Annotated in this window: 18 protein-coding genes and 3 tRNA genes; 11 read left to right on the forward strand and 10 right to left on the reverse strand. The window is 38.6% G+C overall.

The features are described from left to right. Window positions 1-80: 80 nt before the first annotated feature. The gene (pyk, locus tag AN944_RS07625) at window positions 81-1,520 is read left to right on the forward strand and encodes a pyruvate kinase (RefSeq protein ID WP_055024006.1); all 1,440 of its coding nucleotides are present in this window, start codon (window positions 81-83) and stop codon (window positions 1,518-1,520) included. A gap of 139 nt (window positions 1,521-1,659) precedes the next feature. On the opposite strand, the gene AN944_RS07630 is transcribed toward pyk, so the two are convergent. Then, complete coding sequence (locus tag AN944_RS07630) at window positions 1,660-3,936, reverse strand: acyl-CoA dehydrogenase (RefSeq protein ID WP_055024007.1); 2,277 nt, start codon at window positions 3,934-3,936, stop codon at window positions 1,660-1,662. A gap of 9 nt (window positions 3,937-3,945) precedes the next feature. Further along, entirely contained in the window at window positions 3,946-4,590 is a 645-nt protein-coding gene (locus tag AN944_RS07635) for a TetR/AcrR family transcriptional regulator (protein WP_055024008.1), read from the reverse strand. Window positions 4,591-4,784: 194 nt separating this feature from the next. Here AN944_RS07635 and AN944_RS07640 point away from each other — a divergent pair, with 194 nt between their 5' ends. After that, a complete protein-coding gene (locus AN944_RS07640; RefSeq protein WP_055024009.1) occupies window positions 4,785-6,647 on the forward strand; it encodes a M2 family metallopeptidase in 1,863 nt (620 codons plus the stop codon). Window positions 6,648-7,476: 829 nt separating this feature from the next. Beyond that, window positions 7,477-7,617 (forward strand): hypothetical protein, encoded by a 141-nt coding sequence (locus tag AN944_RS21625; RefSeq protein ID WP_156003214.1) that lies wholly within the window; start codon window positions 7,477-7,479, stop codon window positions 7,615-7,617. Between the two features lie 99 nt (window positions 7,618-7,716). Here the strand turns inward: AN944_RS21625 and smrA are convergent, their stop codons facing one another. Then, window positions 7,717-8,307 (reverse strand): DNA endonuclease SmrA, encoded by a 591-nt coding sequence (smrA, locus tag AN944_RS07645; RefSeq protein ID WP_055024010.1) that lies wholly within the window; start codon window positions 8,305-8,307, stop codon window positions 7,717-7,719. A gap of 130 nt (window positions 8,308-8,437) precedes the next feature. Between smrA and AN944_RS07650 the strand changes: the two genes are divergently transcribed. Together AN944_RS07650 and AN944_RS07655 are read left to right on the forward strand one after the other, a co-directional pair. Next, window positions 8,438-9,079: a DUF4440 domain-containing protein gene (locus tag AN944_RS07650; RefSeq protein WP_235530868.1), complete on the forward strand. Its 642-nt coding sequence runs from the start codon at window positions 8,438-8,440 to the stop codon at window positions 9,077-9,079. Window positions 9,080-9,090: 11 nt separating this feature from the next. Continuing rightward, window positions 9,091-9,606, forward strand: coding sequence for a YchJ family protein (locus AN944_RS07655; RefSeq protein ID WP_144430155.1), 516 nt, complete (start codon window positions 9,091-9,093; stop codon window positions 9,604-9,606). Between the two features lie 313 nt (window positions 9,607-9,919). Here the strand turns inward: AN944_RS07655 and AN944_RS07660 are convergent, their stop codons facing one another. From AN944_RS07660 to AN944_RS07670, 3 genes are all read right to left on the reverse strand, one after another. Then, complete coding sequence (locus tag AN944_RS07660; RefSeq protein WP_055024011.1) at window positions 9,920-12,097, reverse strand: EAL domain-containing protein; 2,178 nt, start codon at window positions 12,095-12,097, stop codon at window positions 9,920-9,922. 247 nt (window positions 12,098-12,344) lie between these two features. Beyond that, window positions 12,345-12,632 carry a DUF406 family protein gene (locus AN944_RS07665; RefSeq protein ID WP_144430156.1) on the reverse strand — a complete coding sequence of 96 codons (288 nt, stop codon included), beginning with the start codon at window positions 12,630-12,632 and terminating at the stop codon, window positions 12,345-12,347. A 142-nt stretch (window positions 12,633-12,774) separates the two neighbouring features. After that, entirely contained in the window at window positions 12,775-13,278 is a 504-nt protein-coding gene (locus AN944_RS07670; RefSeq protein WP_055024012.1) for a VC2046/SO_2500 family protein, read from the reverse strand. A gap of 124 nt (window positions 13,279-13,402) precedes the next feature. Between AN944_RS07670 and AN944_RS07675 the strand changes: the two genes are divergently transcribed. The 4 genes from AN944_RS07675 to AN944_RS07690 all read left to right on the forward strand — a co-directional run bounded on the left by AN944_RS07675 (window position 13,403) and on the right by AN944_RS07690 (window position 15,035). Next, window positions 13,403-13,487 (forward strand) — tRNA-Tyr (locus AN944_RS07675). 30 nt (window positions 13,488-13,517) lie between these two features. Next, window positions 13,518-13,602: transfer RNA gene (locus AN944_RS07680), tRNA-Tyr, on the forward strand. A gap of 70 nt (window positions 13,603-13,672) precedes the next feature. Then, window positions 13,673-13,757: transfer RNA gene (locus AN944_RS07685), tRNA-Tyr, on the forward strand. Between the two features lie 213 nt (window positions 13,758-13,970). After that, entirely contained in the window at window positions 13,971-15,035 is a 1,065-nt protein-coding gene (locus tag AN944_RS07690; RefSeq protein WP_055024013.1) for a PLP-dependent cysteine synthase family protein, read from the forward strand. Window positions 15,036-15,082: 47 nt separating this feature from the next. Here the strand turns inward: AN944_RS07690 and queE are convergent, their stop codons facing one another. Continuing rightward, complete coding sequence (queE, locus tag AN944_RS07695; RefSeq protein WP_055024014.1) at window positions 15,083-15,751, reverse strand: 7-carboxy-7-deazaguanine synthase QueE; 669 nt, start codon at window positions 15,749-15,751, stop codon at window positions 15,083-15,085. 181 nt (window positions 15,752-15,932) lie between these two features. Between queE and queC the strand changes: the two genes are divergently transcribed. Both queC and rrtA read left to right on the forward strand, forming a co-directional pair. Next, window positions 15,933-16,622 carry a 7-cyano-7-deazaguanine synthase QueC gene (gene queC / locus AN944_RS07700; RefSeq protein ID WP_080915655.1) on the forward strand — a complete coding sequence of 230 codons (690 nt, stop codon included), beginning with the start codon at window positions 15,933-15,935 and terminating at the stop codon, window positions 16,620-16,622. A gap of 163 nt (window positions 16,623-16,785) precedes the next feature. Continuing rightward, complete coding sequence (gene rrtA, locus AN944_RS07705) at window positions 16,786-17,421, forward strand: rhombosortase (RefSeq protein ID WP_055024016.1); 636 nt, start codon at window positions 16,786-16,788, stop codon at window positions 17,419-17,421. A gap of 39 nt (window positions 17,422-17,460) precedes the next feature. Here rrtA and AN944_RS07710 read toward each other — a convergent pair whose 3' ends face one another. The 3 genes from AN944_RS07710 to AN944_RS07720 form a co-directional block, all read right to left on the reverse strand. Beyond that, entirely contained in the window at window positions 17,461-18,834 is a 1,374-nt protein-coding gene (locus AN944_RS07710; RefSeq protein WP_055024017.1) for a hypothetical protein, read from the reverse strand. A gap of 15 nt (window positions 18,835-18,849) precedes the next feature. Next, window positions 18,850-19,323 carry an SET domain-containing protein gene (locus AN944_RS07715; protein ID WP_055024018.1) on the reverse strand — a complete coding sequence of 158 codons (474 nt, stop codon included), beginning with the start codon at window positions 19,321-19,323 and terminating at the stop codon, window positions 18,850-18,852. Between the two features lie 164 nt (window positions 19,324-19,487). Beyond that, window positions 19,488-19,964, reverse strand: coding sequence for a GNAT family N-acetyltransferase (locus AN944_RS07720; RefSeq protein WP_235530869.1), 477 nt, complete (start codon window positions 19,962-19,964; stop codon window positions 19,488-19,490). Window positions 19,965-20,035 lie beyond the last annotated feature (71 nt).

Here is a 20,035-nt window from a genome sequence, read left to right on the forward strand (position 1 = left end):
CCTACAAAATACTAAAATCTCTGTTAATATAGTTTCATATTTGTACCGAATTCTTTTTCTTAATATTAACGGAGTATCTTATGTTCCGCAGAACTAAAATCGTTACAACACTTGGTCCAGCAACAGATCGTGATGACAACCTACGTAAAATCATCGCAGCCGGCGCAAATGTTGTACGTCTTAACTTCTCACATGGCTCACCAGAAGATCATTTAAAACGTGCTACAGACGCTCGTAACATCGCTAAAGAGTTAGGTGTTCATGTTGCAGTTCTTGGTGACTTACAAGGCCCGAAAATCCGCGTTTCTACATTTAAAGATAACAAAAAAATTCAATTGAATTTAGGTGATACCTTTATCTTAGATGCTGATTTAGCAAAAGGCGAAGGTGACGAAAAGCAAGTCGGCATTGATTACAAAGAATTACCAAAAGATGTCACCATTGGTGATATTTTGATGCTGGATGACGGTCGCGTTCAACTTAAAGTTGAATCAGTCGAAGGTAACAAGGTATTTACCTCTGTTACTGTGGCCGGTCCCCTTTCAAATAATAAAGGCATCAACAAACAAGGTGGCGGCTTAACAGCCCCTGCACTAACTGATAAAGATAAAGCTGATATTTTAACTGCAGCTCAAATTCAAGTTGATTACTTAGCTGTATCTTTCCCACGTACAGGTGCTGATTTAGATTATGCTCGTAAATTAGCAGAAGAAGCTGGCAGTTTTGCATTGATCGTTTCAAAAGTTGAACGTGCTGAGGCGGTAGGCACAGACGAAGCAATGGATGACGTTATCAAAGCATCTGATGCTGTAATGGTTGCACGTGGTGACTTAGGTGTTGAAATCGGTGATGCTGCCCTTGTTGCTGTTCAAAAGAAACTAATTAAACGTTCTCGTCAGTTGAACAAAGTGGTTATCACTGCAACTCAAATGATGGAATCTATGATTTCAAGTCCAATGCCAACACGTGCAGAAGTCATGGACGTTGCTAATGCTGTTTTAGATGGTACTGATGCAGTTATGTTATCAGCAGAAACTGCAGCAGGTGATTTCCCAGAAGAAACAGTACTCGCAATGGGTAATGTTTGTGCTGGCGCAGAAAAACACCCTTCAGTGATGTCTTCTAAGCATAGACTAGACCAGAAGTTCAACTCTATCGAAGAGACGATTGCACTTTCAACTATGTATGCAGCAAACCACCTTGAAGGTGTTAAAGCGATTATTAGTTTAACGGAATCTGGTGAGACAACTAAGTTGATGTCGCGCATTAGTTCTTCTTTACCTATCTTTGCTCTGTCTCGTCACGAAAAGACATTAGCTAAATTAGCTTTGTTCCGTGGTGTATTGCCCGTTAAATTTGATTCAACAGCTGTACCTGCTGATGCATTAGCATCTGAAGCGTTAAAAGCAGTCGCTAAAGCGGGTTACTTAAAATCAGGTGATATGGTATTGATGACTAAAGGCGATGCGATGGAAACTGTCGGTGGCACCAATACATGTAAAGTGCTGGTTGTTGCATAATTCTGGCATCGAAAATATGAGTTAAGTTGGTCTGTTATAAAATTAACTCAGCAAATAAAAGTATAAAAAAACCACCTCAATGAGGTGGTTTTTTATTTGTGCTTAAATCGTTTTTTAGCAGGCTAGTTTCATTAGCACGCTATAGACTTTCAAAGTCATCAACATTGATTGCAGCTAAACGTTTGGTATCCGCATCAACAAGTTGAGCATGCTCTTCATCATTGATAACCCCTTTCTCTAATGCTTGAGCAAATAACGTTAATGCAGGCAGTTTAGGCGTTAACTCTCCGGCCTTTTGCGCTTTCTTTAATCGTTTAAATAACTGCTTGCAAGCGTATTTAGCTAAAAATGCTTGTTCGACTTCTGCTATGCCGCTCTTATCACCTTCAAATTCTGCACATAAGAAAGTAATTCGATCACGAGCAGGAGAAGGTTGTAAGAAGTTATCAGCTAACACTGTCGCTTGCTTATCCGTTGGCGCATTAAAATGATTGCCTAATGGGAATATCACTAGCTTTAATAAAATGCCCACAAACTTACTTGGGAAGTTACGGATAGCTTGTTGCAATGCTTCAGCAGCTAAATGGAGGCGCTGTGTCATCACATAATGAACAATCGGCAAATCATCTTGTTGACGACCATTATCTTCAAATTGCTTTAACGTCGCTGACGCTAAATACAACTGACTTAATACATCGCCCATTCGTGCAGAAATCATTTCTTTACGTTTCAGATCGCCACCCATGATCAACATAGATAAATCAGTCATGATAGCTAAACCAGAAGATAAACGGCTCATATCACGGTAATACTGCTGTGTTGTACCACTCACTGGCGCTGAATTCGTTTTACTTGCTGTTAGCGCATTAAAAAACGCCATAAAGCCATTACGAGCAGCATAGCCCATATGTCCCATGAGTAAAGCATCAAATCGGTTGATAGCTGCTTTTTGATCTTCCATTGCTGCTGTTTCCATTTCAGCGAGCACATATGGATGACAACGGGTTGCACCTTGACCAAATATCATTAACGAACGCGTTAAAATATTTGCCCCTTCAACCGTAATTGAGATGGGACTTGCCATATATGCATGACCAAGATAGTTTTTAGTACCCAGCTGGATCCCTTTACCTGATTGAATGTCCATTGCATCTTCAACTACATCACGACCTAACTCAGTCATATGATATTTAGCAATTGCTGTAACAACCGAAGGTTTAACTTTTAAATCAATTCCTGTCGTAGTCAAACAACGTGCAGCTTCCAGTTGATATGTATTGGCAATAATACGTGCTAAAGCTTCTTGTACACCTTCAAACTTACCAATTGGCATGCCAAATTGTTGTCTTACAAAACTATAAGCTGTAGTCGTCTTAGTGGCCATATGACCAGAAGCGGTCGCCAGCGCAGGCAATGAAATACCACGCCCAGCTGATAAACACTCAACAAGCATTCGCCAGCCCTTACCTGCAAATTGTGGCCCACCAATAATCCAATCAAGCGGAATAAACACATCTTCGCCACTTGTCGTTCCGTTCATAAATGCCATCATTAACGGGTTATGACGACGACCAATTTCTACACCTTGGTGATCAGTCGGAATTAACGCACAAGTTATACCTAAGTTAACTGTATCACCAAGTAACCCATCAGGATCGCGCATTTGGAATGCTAAACCAAGCACTGTCGCTACAGGTGCTAGTGTGATGTATCGTTTATTCCAAGTTAGGCTTAACCCGAGTGTTTCTTCACCATTAAACTCACGGCGACAAACAATACCAGTATCAGGAATAGCACCAGCATCCGAACCAGCCTCAGGACCCGTTAATGCAAAACAAGGTAACTCTTCACCTTTAGCAAGCGCTGGTAACCAACGTTCTTTTTGCTCTTGAGTGCCATAATGCGTTAGTAATTCACCTGGGCCTAATGAGTTTGGCACCATAACGGTTACGGCAGCACTAATACTGCGCGTGGCAATTTTACTGACAATGGTCGAATTGGCGTATGCAGAAAACTCTCGACCACCAAACTTTTTAGGAATGATAAGTGCAAAGAAGCCTTCTTTCTTAAAGTAATCCCATAATTCAGGAGGTAAATCTTTACGGTTATTAACAATGTCATGATCATCAATCATGGTGAGCGCTGTCATGACTTGATTGTCGATAAAGTCTTGCTCATCTGCCGTTAATTGAGGTTTGCCATAATTGTGAAGCATATTCCAATCAGGTTTACCGCGGAATAACTCTCCTTCCCACCAAACATCTCCAGCTTCCATGGCTTCTTTCTCTGTACTGGACAGAGGGGGTAACACTTTTTTAAAGAAGCTAAATACAGGTCGCGTGATAAAACGCATGCGTAAATTTCGAACACCAAATAGCACTAGCAGTGCTATTAATACGAGTATGAGGACAGTCATGTTAATCCCTTATTCCTTTCCTAAAATCGGTACAGATACACCAGCTGCCATATATGGAATAACCTTACGAATAATCGCTTCAGTATCATTATGTTCACCGTAGTCAGCCTCTGCGATTTCATTTAATGCATCAGCTGATGCCATAGTGAAAACGATGGTGCCTAAGGTAAAGTGTAGTCGCCAAAACATCTCAGCAGGCGGAATATGTGGCGCACTAGCTGAAACGGCTTTAACAAACACTTGTAAGTATTCACCGTAATGCGTAGTGATAAACCATCTTAAATGGCCTTGGCTTTCTATATATCCACGACCCAGTAATTGAAGAAAGATGGTTGTACCACCTTGCCTAACTTGATTTAATTCTAACAGCGGCTTTATTAGTGATGAAAAAATTTCATTCAAATTCGCCAGCTCTGGATTCTTAAAAAGTCTTTTAATTTCAGATGCTGCGCTAGGCATAAACACATCTAAATACCGTGCTAAAACAGCGCGAATTAACTCTTTCTTTGAACCAAAATGATAGTTCACAGAGGCCAAATTTACTTCAGCTTTGCTGGTAATTAGCCTCAAAGATGTTTCAGAAAAACCTCTTTCTGCAAAAAGTTTTTCAGCAGCATCGAGAATTCTTGTTTTTGTATCAGTTCTGCTTGCCATTCCGTGACCCAATTCAATTTAAAACACCCGTTTAAATTAAACACTGAGCGCACACTTGTCAATGTTAAATCAGATTATATGTTCAAGCTTACGCCGTCTTTAGTACTCTTCTGGCACTGTTTATTAACTAAAATGCAATATTTACCCTAATTATGTAAACTGTCGACGACAATAAAAATAAGGAAACCTGTAAGATGAACCAGCCTTTTAAACAGCCGTCTAAAATTGCAATCGTCATTTCAGTCGTATTGGGATTAACAGCATGCCAGCAAGCTGAAGAAGAAATCATTACATCAACCGTAAAAGTCACTCAACAATCAGCAAGTATTTCAACGGAATCTGCTATTGCATTTATAAATGAAGCAGAAGCTGAATTAGCTCAATTATCCGTTGAAGGTGCTCGAACCGAATGGGTTTACAGTAATTTTATTACTGAAGATACTGCAGCGATGTCGGCAGCGATTGGTGAAAAGCTGACATCACGATCAGTATACTTTGCTACAGAAGCAGCTAAGTATGCCGATGTAAAACTTGATCCAATCAATGCGCGTAAACTTCACATCCTTCGCAGTAGCTTAGTACTACCAGCCCCATTAGATCCTGCTAAAAATGCAGAGCTTGCGCAAATTAGTTCAGAATTAAATGGCTTATATGGTAAAGGTAAATATTGTTTCGCTGATGGTCGTTGCATGACTCAGCCAGAGCTGTCAGCGTTGATGGCAGACTCTAAAGATCCTGCAATTTTATTAGAAGCATGGCAAGGCTGGCGTGAAATTGCCAAACCAATGCGACCTTTATTCAAACGCGAGGTTGAGCTCGCTAATGAAGGCGCACGCGATCTCGGTTTTACAGACCTCTCAGAGCTTTGGCGTAGCCAATATGATATGAAACCTGATGATTTTTCAAATGAACTAGATAGGTTATGGGGAGATATTAAACCACTTTATGATTCACTACATTGTTATGTACGTGGTGAGTTAAACGAACAATATGGCGATAATATTGTACCGAATCAAGGGCCTATCCCAGCGCATTTATTAGGTAATATGTGGGCTCAGCAATGGGGCACAATATATGATTCTGTTGCGCCACAAGATGCAGATCCTGGCTATGATGTCACCGCATTGCTAGCAGAGAATCAATATGATGAAATTAAGATGGTCAAACAAGCTGAAGGCTTCTTTTCTTCACTAGGTTTTAGTCCATTGCCTGATACCTTCTGGACTCGGTCGATGTTTGTTCAACCAAAAGACCGTGATGTCGTTTGCCACGCTTCTGCTTGGGATTTAGATAACGAAGATGATATCCGCATTAAAATGTGTATTCAAAAAACAGCAGAAGACTTTACAGTCATTCACCATGAACTGGGTCATAACTATTATCAACGTGCCTACAAAAACCAACCACATTTGTTTAAAGGCTCTGCTAATGATGGCTTTCATGAAGCAATTGGTGACACTATCGCCCTCTCCATTACACCCAGTTATTTAAAACAAATTGGCTTACTAAAACAAGTACCTGACGAATCGAAAGATATAGGTTTATTACTCAAACAAGCATTAGACAAAATCGCTTTCATGCCTTTTGGTTTAATGATTGACCAATGGCGCTGGAAAGTGTTCAACGGTGATATTTCACCAGAGCAATATAACCAAGCATGGTGGGAGCTGCGTGAAAAGTACCAAGGTGTAGCTGCACCAATAGCACGGACTGAGGCCGACTTTGACCCTGGCGCCAAATATCATGTACCTGGTAATGTGCCATATACACGTTATTTTTTAGCTCACGTATTACAGTTCCAATTCCATCAATCATTATGTGAAATAGCGGGTAACGAAGGACCAGTTCACCGTTGTAGTATTTACGGTAATAAAGATGCGGGTCATAAGTTAAATGAAATGCTAGAAGCTGGATTAAGCCAACCTTGGCCTGAAGCACTTAATATCGTGACAGGCACTAAAGCAATGGATGCAAACGCAGTTTTAGACTATTTTGCGCCATTACATGTATGGCTCGACAAACAAAACCAATCTAAAAATCGTCAATGTGGCTGGTAATGTACCGACTCAAAATACGTTAAAATCAATAGCAATATAAAGATAAATATAAAGCACCTGAGGGTGCTTTATATTTTGGCTTCAATCATCGCAATTCTCAGTTAATGTATACCCCATCAAGATTCAACATTAAACCAACAGAACAAAAACATCCCTAAAACACAAAGCGCCAAGTGCTTTAACGACAATATTCTGACACGTGTCAATTTGCACTAATGCGTGATCGAGATCACATAAAAACCCATTCTCAACCCTGTCGTTTATGATAATTTTACGCGGTACACAAAGTGAATGGAGTTACTTGTACACGTCATTATGACAAGTGTAATAAAAGCCAGAAGTCACATTAAGTACCAATACGGCTTTCCGTTTTATCTACGCTTATCAAGTATTAAAACCTTCTATATTTTGAGTATAACGATACAGATTCATTTCTGTTTTGTCGTTTGATATTGCTAATGAAAAAAAGAAACTACGTAAAATTAAGAAATGGCCGTGCTAAGCGGATCCGTAAAGGTTCAACCCTTAATTATAGTAATCATAAGAGTAGTATTCATTTATTGTTTATTACCATCGCTATTTTATATTTTGTGCTGAATTAGTGATAACTAAAATAACGTTAACATGATAACGAGATTAACAAATTCACTAAAGTACACTTACATTTCTAACTAGGTTCTTTAGCATCTCTAGAATGAAAAGCAGTCATTTTCTGCAAAGATCACAAATCTAACCCAAACAAGGTTATTAGCATGCTTGAAAGTGACAAAGTCTAGCGTCACTGCTTGTGTGAATTACACTTGTTGTTGTTTGTTAGCCTAGGTGTAGCATGAAAAAAAGTCATTACCAAAAATTAAGAAATGAACGTTCAAAACGATTAAATAATGAAGAAACGCCAAGAGAAACGAATCCTAAAATGATAGTGGCTGTTATTGTACTCCTTGCCATCCTAGCTTTCTTACTCGTTTAACTTGCAAGCATCTTTTTAAGAATTGTTTTATAACGGTGTTTGATAAGGGCTTTATTAAAAGCCCTTGTGAATATGTCATATTCCAACAATATACAAGCGTTACCGAAAGCCACTGCCTTTTCTATTCGTTTCTCCTGATACAATGCGTTGCTCATCAGACTTAACCAACATCACAAACAATGCACCAGTTCCGCCTTGTTCACGGGTCGCACTGTGAAATGCTTGCACTTGATCAAACTGCATCAACCAATCGTTGACCGCAGATTTCATGAGCGCTGGATAGGGTTTATTATTCACTCCTTTACCATGAATGATTAATAAATTTCGTTCGCCTCTTTCATGTGCTTGAATAATCGTTTCAACAAGCAACTCTCTGGCTTGAATCAATCGATAGGCATGCAAATCTAACACTGTTTGCTTTTTGTATTTGCCTAAACGCAAATGGCGAAACACTTCTTCTTGGACACCATTTCGTTTGTAACTCATTATCTCGTCAGGCGCTATTGGAGTTAATAACCTTGGTTCAATGGGTAATTTCGCCAAATACTCATTTTGCATTGCTGCTTTACGTCTTGCTCGATGTGCATCCGTATCGAGTTGTTGTGATGAGACAAATACCTTGTCATTAGTGGTCAACGGTTTAACGTCGCCCATTTCAGCTAAAAATAATGCTGTATCATCAACGCTCATAATCAACTCCTACACACTTTGTAAAGATTACTTACTGTTGCTAATTAATAGAATAATTTATAGTGTCATGCATTATCAAAATCTGCACCTGAAATTATTCATTAGCCAGAGTAAAGAGTAAAAAATCTTGATGACTTATATCAAATTGTTGTTTTGTTGTTCTTTTATGCTTCTCAGCATCAATGCCTTAGCAGGAAAAACACCTGAAACAACTTTGTCAGACAACGACATCATTAATAATAATTATAAAACCTTCCACACAGGTTTCGAGAATCTAGATCTAGATTTTATTAATAAAATATACACGGATGATGCCACATATATATCTGAGGTGTTAGATCAAGAAATCGTCATCGGTAAACAAAATATCCTCGACCTCTATACGGTATTTTTCAAGAAAATAGCTAAAAAAGATGCTCATATCGAAGTTGATTTTAGAGTGATTAACCGTGAATTAACTGAATCAAGTGCCACAGATGTTGGTTACTACCTTGTGAGGTTTCATCCTCGTAAAGAAACTGGCGATCCTACAAGTGTTTTCTCTGGTAAGTTTGTTTTAGTATCACGAAAGACAGCGAAAGATCAGTGGCAATTTATTGTTGATTCAAACACTAAAACAGATCCTAAGTACTATTTTACCGCCAAGCCTGTTTCAAACTTATATTACGGCAGACAATTCAACCAAGCCCCCAAACCAGACATCATGATTGAAACTGAATCAGAACAAAATACGCAGCAGCCGATAGATTCGACAGATGCCCATAATCATTAAAGCGACCTGTAATGAATACTCGTTTAATCAATACTCAAACTGCTAAGACTCAGATGGCCAATACAAGGTGCCCTTGCGGTCGAAATCAACACTATTCTGAGTGCTGTGAGCCTTATCACTTAAACGTAAATACAGCAGCTGACGTAGAGACATTAATGCGCTCACGTTACTGCGCTTTTGTATTACAAGAATTTCAATATTTACTCAATACCCATCACCCTGATTTTCTGAACGGGCTTAGCATTGCGTTACTGGCTGAAAATGCGTCATCAACAACTTGGCTGGGATTAACTGTCGATGAGGCTAATCAAACCGCTAACCATGGCACTGTCACGTTTAAAGCATGGTTCTTACATGATGGTGTTATTGATGCCATTTTTGAAGCATCACAATTTGAGCGTGTAGGTGGACAATGGTTTTATACTACTGGCGAGCAAAAACAAGCTAAATTACCAAAACGTAATGAAACGTGTATCTGCCACAGCGGCAAAAAGTTTAAAACCTGTTGTTTAAAGAAAATAAGTTAGTTTGCAAACTGAATGAATTAGTTGAAAAGTGAATGAGTCAGATAACACCTAGGTTGTCGTTTCAAACACTCACCTATTTCCACACTTGGATATGCATCATCACCGTAAGCATTTTCGCTTTATAAATATCGCTTCATAAAAGCACTGTGATTATAAAGATTTAATTTAAGAGGTTTGATTTAACTGATTTAACTTACTTAACCAGTTAGGTCAAAATAATCAGACTTAACTAATTTGGTTTGGTGGCTGTTATGAATGAACAGTTATGAATGAGCAGTTATGAATGAGCAGTTATGAGTAGAGAGTGTCGAGGTTAATGTACCGTTTCATTTTGCTCAGAAATGAACCGAGAGAATTCATTTTCTCTTATAGCGGGACTGTATAAATAGCCTTGAGCGTGATTACAAAGACTATCTTCTAAAAACAACTCTTGTTCTTTTGTCTCTACCCCTTCAGCCGTCAATGAAATATTTAATGCTTTCGCCATCGCGATAATCGCACTTACAATTTCTCTGCTTTGATGACTGGTCGTTAAATCTGAAATAAATGAACGGTCGATTTTTAATTTGCTGATTGGGAACTGTTTTAAATATCGCATTGAACTGTAACCCGTACCAAAATCATCAATGGCCAACCCTACCCCTAAATCAGCCAACTCTTGACACAAACAAGTCGCATGACGCACATCACCCATTAATTCAGTTTCGGTAATTTCTAATATCAAGCTTTGTGGCTTTAAACGGTAGCGAGTCACTAAATTCCAAACTTGCTCAAATAAATTCCCGCTAAAGAATTGTCTTGCCGCTACGTTAACATGCATAACAATATCGACATTTTTACGCTGCCATAAGTTAAGTTGTTTACAAGCAGCTTCTAATACCCAATCTCCGATGGCATTGATCATGCCCGTTTGTTCGGCAATATCAATGAATGCGCCTGGGTAGAGCACTCCTTTCTTAGGGTGATGCCAACGTATTAAGGCTTCTGCGCCAATGAACTTATGGTTCTTTAAATCCATTAAAGGTTGGTAATAAAGCTCGAACTGACGTCCACGTATTGCTGTTTGTAAGTCACGTTCAATTTCTGCATTATTTTTAAAGGTCGCTAATAAATCATCATTAAAAATTTGATAATTCATCATAGCTTTCTTTTTCGCATATTGAAGCGCAATATCAGCGCAAGAAAGCGGTGAAAACTCTCCAACAACAGGCGCAATATCAACCACAGCAATCGCGGCTTTCGGGTCAACTTTTTCTCTTCCGATCACAGATGGAACACTAAGCTTTTGATATAGCTTAACAATCGTTTCTTCTAAAATGTCACTTGAATGTATCGCTGGTAAAATCAACGCAAACTCATCGCTGCCTACTCGGGCAACATCAATTGCACCGTTACTTTCAGCAAAATGCTTGAGTCTTCTTGCCACTTCAGTGAGCAACGAATCCCCTTGCTCATGACCACTTGTGTCATTGAAACGCTTAAAGCCCATTAAATCGATTAGTATCAGAACACCTTCAGACGTGACGTCGAGCTGTTGAGTAAAATGTAGTCGATTGTGTAAACCCGTTAACGTGCAGTTCCATGCGAGCTTTTCAAGTTCATCTTTATGACGTCGCTGTTCTGAAACATCTAAACACGACACCAATGCGTAATAGTTGCCTTGCTCGGTAACGAAACGACTTGCTTGATATTGTACCCAATAATTTGTGCCGTCGATTCGTTGTAGTTCGGTTTCGCCTTGAACGGTTTTACCGGCTATCAATTCTTGTGTTAATTCATTAGCAAGCTCACGCTTACCTCTAAAGAAGTCCAAGGTAATGAGTTCATTGTTTTGCACAACGTCACGAGACAGCCCTGTCATTTTTTCATGTGCAGGGTTGATATACTCGATAATTTGATTCTTTAAGTTAACCAACATCAACACATGTTTGGCTTGCTCTGTTGCACTATGGAACAAGGTTAAACGTTCGTCTTTGTCATAAGCGTAACGGGTGGCAAGTGTCAGTGCTAATTGGTCTGCAAATTGACAAGCAAATTCAATCGACTGTTTTGGCAGTTCAATTTGGTGATCAAATTCAATGCACAGTAGTCCTTCAATATGACCATTGATTCGAATTGCGACATCTAAATTTGATTGGATTCCAGACTGGAGATAATACTCAGAAAAGCAAGTAAGGCGTTTATCTGTAGGAGAAATATTACTGACAATGTGTCGATAACGTCGGATTTCATCAAAATACAGTTCTGATGCAAAGTGCTTATGACGGAATTTCTTGGTGACTTCAACCATAGATGTATTGGGAGAGGCGCAAGCAACGACTTTTTGCTCAAGTGCTTTATTTCGTAGCGAAATAACTGATACACAAGTCGCATTAAAGTATTTCAATAACAATTTACAGGCAAGTTCAGAGGTCGCAGTAAAGTCGCCCTTTTCTTTTGCTTTTGAGTTAACAATTAACTCTAATAAATGTTGTTGCTCATTTTGCTTCATTATTGTTCCCAAAAAGACAGCATAACAGTCGGGTCACCTCATTCTTTGGAGGCTTTTTCCAGCTAAAATAAGGGATGACTTGATAAAAATCAACATCCCTCATGTACCAAAGCAAATGTAAAATGGCCTTGGCGCTTATGACATATGTCTAAGCATAAAGTAGTAATGTAACGATGGTTACACTCACTGAATTAAATTGCAAGTTGTTAGCGCAAAAATCATTATATATTTGATATATTTTAGCTATTTACAAGCCATTCTCTAATTGAAAGATCATTTTTTCAGCAGTGAATTCAAAATCTATAATGACAGTAATATCTGCTTCCGTTTGCTCGCTATTAACCTTAACTGAGTCAAAACGAGTTTTTGCTTTAGTAATGATACCTTCTGCTTCTTCGACAACGGCATCGCCAGTAATTTTCAAAATAAGGCGTGTATCTTGCTCGTCAATTACAGTGCCGATATCGACAAATGATCCACAATCATTACAGCTATCACTTACCTGAACTTCTTGCTGGGTAATTGTTTTAATCATAATTAGTCACCTATCACAATGATAAAGAAAGCGTCAGCTTAACGTAAAAACTGAGATTAATTTTATAACTAGTTCACACTATTAGTGATTACTGTTATTTCATTCTGACTCGGGTGGTTATTTCTCGATACTCTATATAGTGCTATGCAACTGCATACAGCTGACTAGCAATTGTTTCGCTGATTTTTCGCTGTACTGATAACTGATCTAAAAAGTGCATTTTATCTAACTCAGATACTTCAGGTAGTTTTTGCTGATACTTTAATTTTGTTAATACATCACAGTTTGCTAGTGTTATTTGCATGCCATCATCGAACTCACCACGAGTCACTATGGCCTCTGGATGTAATGCTTGAGTCAACTGAAATTGAGATGAGCCGCTTTGATGAAATGCACTAGCATTATCTATTGCTTGTTGTTTCGATAAATCACAAACCAATTGTTGCTGCTTGGGTAAGTCAAAGGCTTTATACAGCTTTTGATTATCATCGAGTTCTTTATCAAGCTGAAATTGAGACATATCTCTAGCGTCTGCCGATAGCATTGATAATAGTAAGCCAAATTCGCCGCGGCGGTCATGTTCAATCGCGTCATTTAAGCGACGACCTAACTGCAGTTCATTGACTAAAGGAAACTCGATTTGCATATAAAAACATCATTAATTACTAGGATTGATATTTTATCGACCACTTAAACAAATACTTGAGAGTTATTTTCGATTTTGGCTTTACTTATATTTAATTCGTGACTATCATTGCCGCCGCAATTGAGGAGGGGTTCCCGAGTGGCCAAAGGGATCAGACTGTAAATCTGACGGCTCAGCCTTCGAAGGTTCGAATCCTTCTCCCTCCACCATTTGCACCAATGATAAATATACCGTTTCGTGGAGGGGTTCCCGAGTGGCCAAAGGGATCAGACTGTAAATCTGACGGCTCAGCCTTCGAAGGTTCGAATCCTTCTCCCTCCACCATTTATCGGTTTATTGATTATTAAAAAATATTGTTGTGGCCAACAATACTGCAAGACAAGTAAGAAAATGTGGAGGGGTTCCCGAGTGGCCAAAGGGATCAGACTGTAAATCTGACGGCTCAGCCTTCGAAGGTTCGAATCCTTCTCCCTCCACCACTTCTTATCTTGTATATCTCGCTTCAAATATCTCCCATTATCTCTCTATTCAAGACTATTCTCTTTAAAGCAGTAAATATGTCGAATAAACTTTATGTATACCCGTTTGATGCGCCAATTAATGTTATTTAATCGATAAAGTGATCTGTATACCTTTTAGCATTGCCACTTTGAGTCTATGATGATTTTTTATTTGTTCATCGGGATCTCATCATGTCAAAGCAATGGGTAAATCAAGCAATCGCCAAAATTGAAGCAGATTTTCAGCGAAGTGCCGATACTCACCTTATCAAACTCGATTTACCGCAGCTCTCCGGTATTGATATATACCTTAAAGACGAGAGTACCCATCCTACAGGCAGTTTAAAACATCGTTTAGCACGTTCACTCTTTTTATATGCGCTTTCAAACGGGTGGGTAAACGAGAACACCACCATAATCGAATCTTCATCAGGCAGCACCGCCGTGTCCGAAGCCTATTTTTCAAGATTATTAGGCTTACCATTTATTGCCGTTATGCCTTCTTCAACTGCAAAAACCAAGATTGAACAAATTGAGTTTTATGGTGGTCAGTGCCACTTTGTCGATCACAGCAGTAAAATTTATGCTGAATCTCAAAAGTTAGCCACTGAGCTTAATGGCCATTATATGGACCAGTTTACTTATGCAGAGCGAGCAACCGACTGGCGTGGCAATAATAATATTGCTGACTCTATTTTTAACCAAATGCTGAAAGAGCCGCACCCTACTCCCGCTTGGATAGTCATGAGTCCTGGCACTGGCGGTACATCTGCAACCATTGGCCGTTACTTAAATTACCAACAATTACCAACACAGTTATGTGTGGTCGACCCTGAGAATTCGGTTTTTTACGATTATTACCACAAAAGAGATCTCACCATTACGTGTGAAAACGGCAGTAAAATTGAAGGGATTGGTAGACCAAGAGTCGAACCTTCTTTTATCGCTGGGGTTGTGGACGATATGAAAAAAATACCTGATGCAGCGTCATTAGCAACAATGAATTGGCTAGCCAAACTGATTGGACGCAAAGTAGGTCCATCAACAGGAACTAACCTTTATGGCATTCTTCAGCTAGCTTGTGAAATGAAACAGCGCAATCAGCAAGGCTCGTTAGTCACCTTATTATGTGACTCTGGGGATCGGTATTTAGACACCTATTACGACCCTGAGTGGATAAGTAAAAACATTGGCGATACTGCATTTTATGACCAGCAACTTACACAATTTAATCATAGTGGTTCGTTAAAACCTTAAGCAATTAGCCTCACCAATAAAAAACCGCTCAATGAGCGGTTTTTTAATCAATCAATATCTAAATATTTATGCGTTTGAATCGAAAGGCGCCAATTTCTAGCAATACATGTTTTCATCGCAAGTTCAGTCGCTCTGGTTTTTTGACTAATTGGCTGTAAACACACCACTTTATCTTGCGTATCAATATTTGCTAATAAGTCATCTAATTCATCAATGTGCTTTTGTGTTGCTATGGGATGCTTAATCTCATTCGCGCGTGTTAACGCCTGCTCAAGCACCTCATATCCGCCTTTCATGTTTACCTTAGGTGAAACCGTCACAAAGACCTTGTCGTGGCATAGCACTTCAAAAGTGCCACTGGTTTCAATCTGCACAGCATAACCTGCAGCAATAAACTCACTGGTTAAATCAGTGACATTGTACATACATGGCTCGCCGCCAGTCAGTACAATGTGCTTTGCGGTATATCCTTTGGCTTGAAAAGCTTGAATTAAACTACTGGCATCATGCTCAGCCCAACGTCCAATAGTGCCATCAACTTGAATGACATCAGCTTGGTTTACCTTGTTTTGAGCTAACACTTCCCAGGTCTGCTGAGTATCACACCAAGCACAACCCACTGGACAGCCTTGTAAACGGACAAAAATGGCAGGTACTCCGGTAAAGCTACCTTCACCTTGAATTGTTTCAAATACTTCGTTTACAGGATAATTCATTTGCAAGCCTTATTAATTTCAAGGGCGCATTTATAGATGATTTTGTTTCTAGCTGCAAGTTTTTGCCAACTTTATGCTGGATAAGATAAAATGTACTTTTGTTATTAATAAACAGACAAACATGTACATAGTAATGATGACTTTCGTCCATTACCTTATATTTGTCTTTCCGGTGATTTTAATGTCCAAAGCAATTGTAGTTTTTTCAGGTGGTCAAGATTCCACCACATGCCTTATTCAAGCCTTGACTCAATACGATGAAGTCCATGCCATTACCTTTGACTATGGTCAACGCCATAGAGAAGAAATCGACATTGCGCAAGCCCTTGCTAAAAAGCTTAAAGTAGCAAGCCATAAAGTCATGGATGTCAGTTTATTAAATGAATTAGCCATTTCTTCATTAACACGAGATGCGATTCCGGTTTCACATGAATTAATGGACAATGGCCTACCTAGTACCTTCGTTCCTGGTCGCAATATATTATTTCTAACATTAGCTGGGATTTATGCCTATCAATTAGGCTGCGATGCAATCATCACTGGGGTATGTGAAACCGATTTTTCAGGTTATCCAGATTGCAGAAATGATTTTGTCAAATCAATGCAACAAGCATTAGAGCTTGGTATGGACAAACCGCTCAATATTGTTACGCCCCTTATGTGGCTGAATAAAGCTGAAACATGGGCATTGGCCGATAAGTACCACTCACTCACTCTCGTTAAAGATGACACCTTAACCTGTTATAACGGCATTAAAGGCAGTGGTTGTGGAGATTGCCCAGCTTGTTTATTGAGACAAAGAGGTTTAGAGGATTACCTTAACAATCGTCAAAGCGTTATGGCTGATTTAGATCGTAAGTCAGCGCGTTAAAACGAGTGTCACTTTATCAAATCATTTACCAACAAATCGCTAGGTGATTTGAAACGTCAGCCATAAACCTCTATGCCTGACTGTGTTTAACAGCATTTAGTTAAGCAAAGTGTTAACGATTCACTATAATAAACAATATTATAAGGTAAAACGGACTTTAAATATGGCAAGAAGAAGTCGTAACAGTGCAAGTGCTTATTACTTTGCAATTTTGGTCAGTATTACATGCTGTGTATTCTTTGTTTTGTCGATGAATCCACTGGGAACAATTGATGTCGATAACCTATTAAGTTATCGCTACGATAACATCGCTCAAGGTGAGTACTGGCGCATCATCACAGGTAATTTGTTACACACAAACTTGTGGCACTTATTAATGAACCTTGCAGGCTTTTGGGTTATTTTATTTTTACATGAATCTCATTACAAAGGCCATATAAGTCAGTTTGCTTCGTTGTTTATCAGTTTGTGTGTATTAGAAGGATTAGGTCTTTACTGGTTTTTTCCAGAGCTTAAAGGTTATGTCGGACTCAGCGGGTTATTACATGGCCTATTTACCTTTGGTGCCCTATTAGATATACGTAAAGGCTATAATTCAGGTTATTTATTATTGCTAGGTGTGTTTGCCAAAGTGGGATACGAAATGTACTTTGGTGCCAGCGAAAGTGTCAGCGCTATTATCAATGCACGAGTCGCAACCGAATCTCATTTTATTGGCGTTCTCGGTGGGTTATTTTGTGGCTTTATCTGGCTGCCATTAACGCGTTTTTTTAAACACCAAAAATTACAAAACCAATAAAAAAAGGAGCAATTGCTCCTTTTTTCTTTTCTAAGATGATTAGTCTCGGCGCATATAAGCCAACATCATCAACAAAATCAATACTGCAATAAGGCCCAGTGGTAACCAAGTATTGATTTGCAAAACGGTGTCGACATTGGAACCAGTATGAATACCTGTTGAGTTGATAAAGCGCTCTATTTTACTTAACCCTAGGTAATCACTCCAAATACTAATCAACCCCAATATTTGGATACAGGATATGATGAACAATATTTGATTTTGGCGACGATTAGATTGCTCTGCTTTACGAGCGTAAGCACGTTCTAAATAGTCTTTAAAAAAACTAACGTAAGTTTTAGCATGCTCTAGGCTGCTTTCGACATTCCATTTAGACTCAATTTTTTGATAAACATCTTCGTTATCTGACTCAATTGCTAATTTGAAATTTTCGTTATTCATTCGTAGCAACTCAATCTTATTAATATATTCATCAATAACATTACGTTTTGAGTTAAGGGTTTTCTTCGAGTCATTTGCAAGAATATGACTATTTAATTTATCTAAGACACGGCTATAAAAACTGACGTAATACCAAGTTGATTGAATATGATGCTGAATCGGCGCAAATCGGTAATATCGTCCTATATCTAACGTCATAATCGTATGAAAACGACTGAAAAAGGCATAATGCACACAATCATTATCGATAATTGTCGTATTATTACCCTTAACACGCTCAGCTTTGGCATTACAGGCTAGAAACTGCTGCTTCATTTGTTTATCTTGCGGGCTAGCTTCGACAAAGAAAGTGAAATTTCCTGAATTATTACCGATATAAGCTAATGGTCTGTGGCTACTTTTTAACGGAATATGGCTAATAGCCTGAATTCTTTTACACACTTCTAAACGTACTGCATTACCCCATTGGCTGAGTGCGCTAGTGTCATGTTCTTTTACTAATAAATTTCTCAGATTATTATAAAAATCAGCGCCTTGATTTTCTGCGAGTTCATCTGCTGTCAGCTCTGTTGATAACAGTTCAGCTGTTTTGTCATCAGGTAAGTTTAAGTGTATTTCGACTACCAAAACAAAGTTAAAAAATCGTTGATCGAAAACCAATTCATAGGTTGTATTTTCAAGATCAAGATACTCACTGATGTCATGCAAACCATTTACATGAAAGTCAGTAGACTGTAGATCTTGCTTTAATAAAAGATTTGAAACCTTGCTTTCTTCACTGCGATAAATACATTTAAAATTTGATAAATCACGATGTAATGCGTTGAATTGTTTAAGCCATTCAATTTTGAAATGGTTTCTGTCAAATGTCCCAATTAACTTGCCAATACGGCTTTTCTTACTGATGAGCTGTTCGTATTGCTCTGAATCAACCTCAATAGGCTGTACACACATAACGCGAATTTTCGGCATAACGATTTCTTATTATTATAAAAATTGTTTTTCTGGGTTAGTTAGATAGTCGTCAGAAAGTTGCTCTTTGCGATAATCAATCGTTAGTTCTTCACCAACTTGAATCTCTTTGATAGCCACTAGACGCATTGGGTGATACCTGATTTCAGTATTCGGCGTTCTTGAGTGGTTAATATAACTGTATTTAGTTCTGAAATTTCTAACTAACAAGGTTTCATTATTGAGGTAATTACATTCCATGAAAATGTAATTCGAATAAGGGGCAATGTCTTTTGCCATAAGCGACTCGATTTTTTCATAGTCTGCAATTGATACCACTTGGCCATCAAATAAATAAAGTATTTGCTCATCTTTAATGGCATCTGTAGCAAACAAACCAAACCCATGTAATTCACTTGAGTGAATCATGGTCTTTGCGATCGTATCGAGCGTTGCTTTGCGGACAAAATCTAAATCTTGTGTCTTATCAATTTGTTGAGAATTCGACATACCAAACCCAAAGTAATGAACAAAATAGTAAAATATTAAGTAATTACTTTAACTTATCATTGCTAGGTTGAAAATAAATAAACAGCTGAAAATGTCACAGAATGTGCAAATTGATTACATTTATCTTGTTCGATATATGGATTATTACATCGCTTTAACGCCTTTTAGTCATCATTTTGAGAGCTTAAATAGATTGAAGGACGCCAAACTTGCATTAAAATTTCTGGGTTTTCTATTGGGAGGAAACCAAACTGAGCATACAATCCGTGAGCATCACGTGTCGCTAGCATCATTCTTCGTAAACCAACAATTTCAGGATGAGTCATGATGTCATGGATTAACCATTTGCTTAATCCTTTACCTCGATGTTGCTCAAGAATAAACACGTCAGCTAGATAGGCAAAAGAGGCTTTATCAGTAATAAGGCGGGCAAAACCAACTTGTTGATCATCCACGGTATACACAGCAAAACATAATGAATTAGCAATGGCTTTGGTCAGCACTTCAATTGGGATATCTTTCGCCCAGTAAGAATTGGAAATATACCCATAGACGACATTTATATCGATTTTAGTTTTATCCGTATCGATATAATACCCCTCTATCGGTTGTGCAGACTCAAACTTATTATGTTGATTCACTGTCGCTCCCTACTGTGCGATTTACTGTATGTGCTTATAGACTTCTTATTACTGATGCTTCATGTTGATTT

This window comes from Shewanella sp. P1-14-1 (assembly GCF_001401775.1).
GTDB lineage: Bacteria > Pseudomonadota > Gammaproteobacteria > Enterobacterales > Shewanellaceae > Shewanella > Shewanella japonica.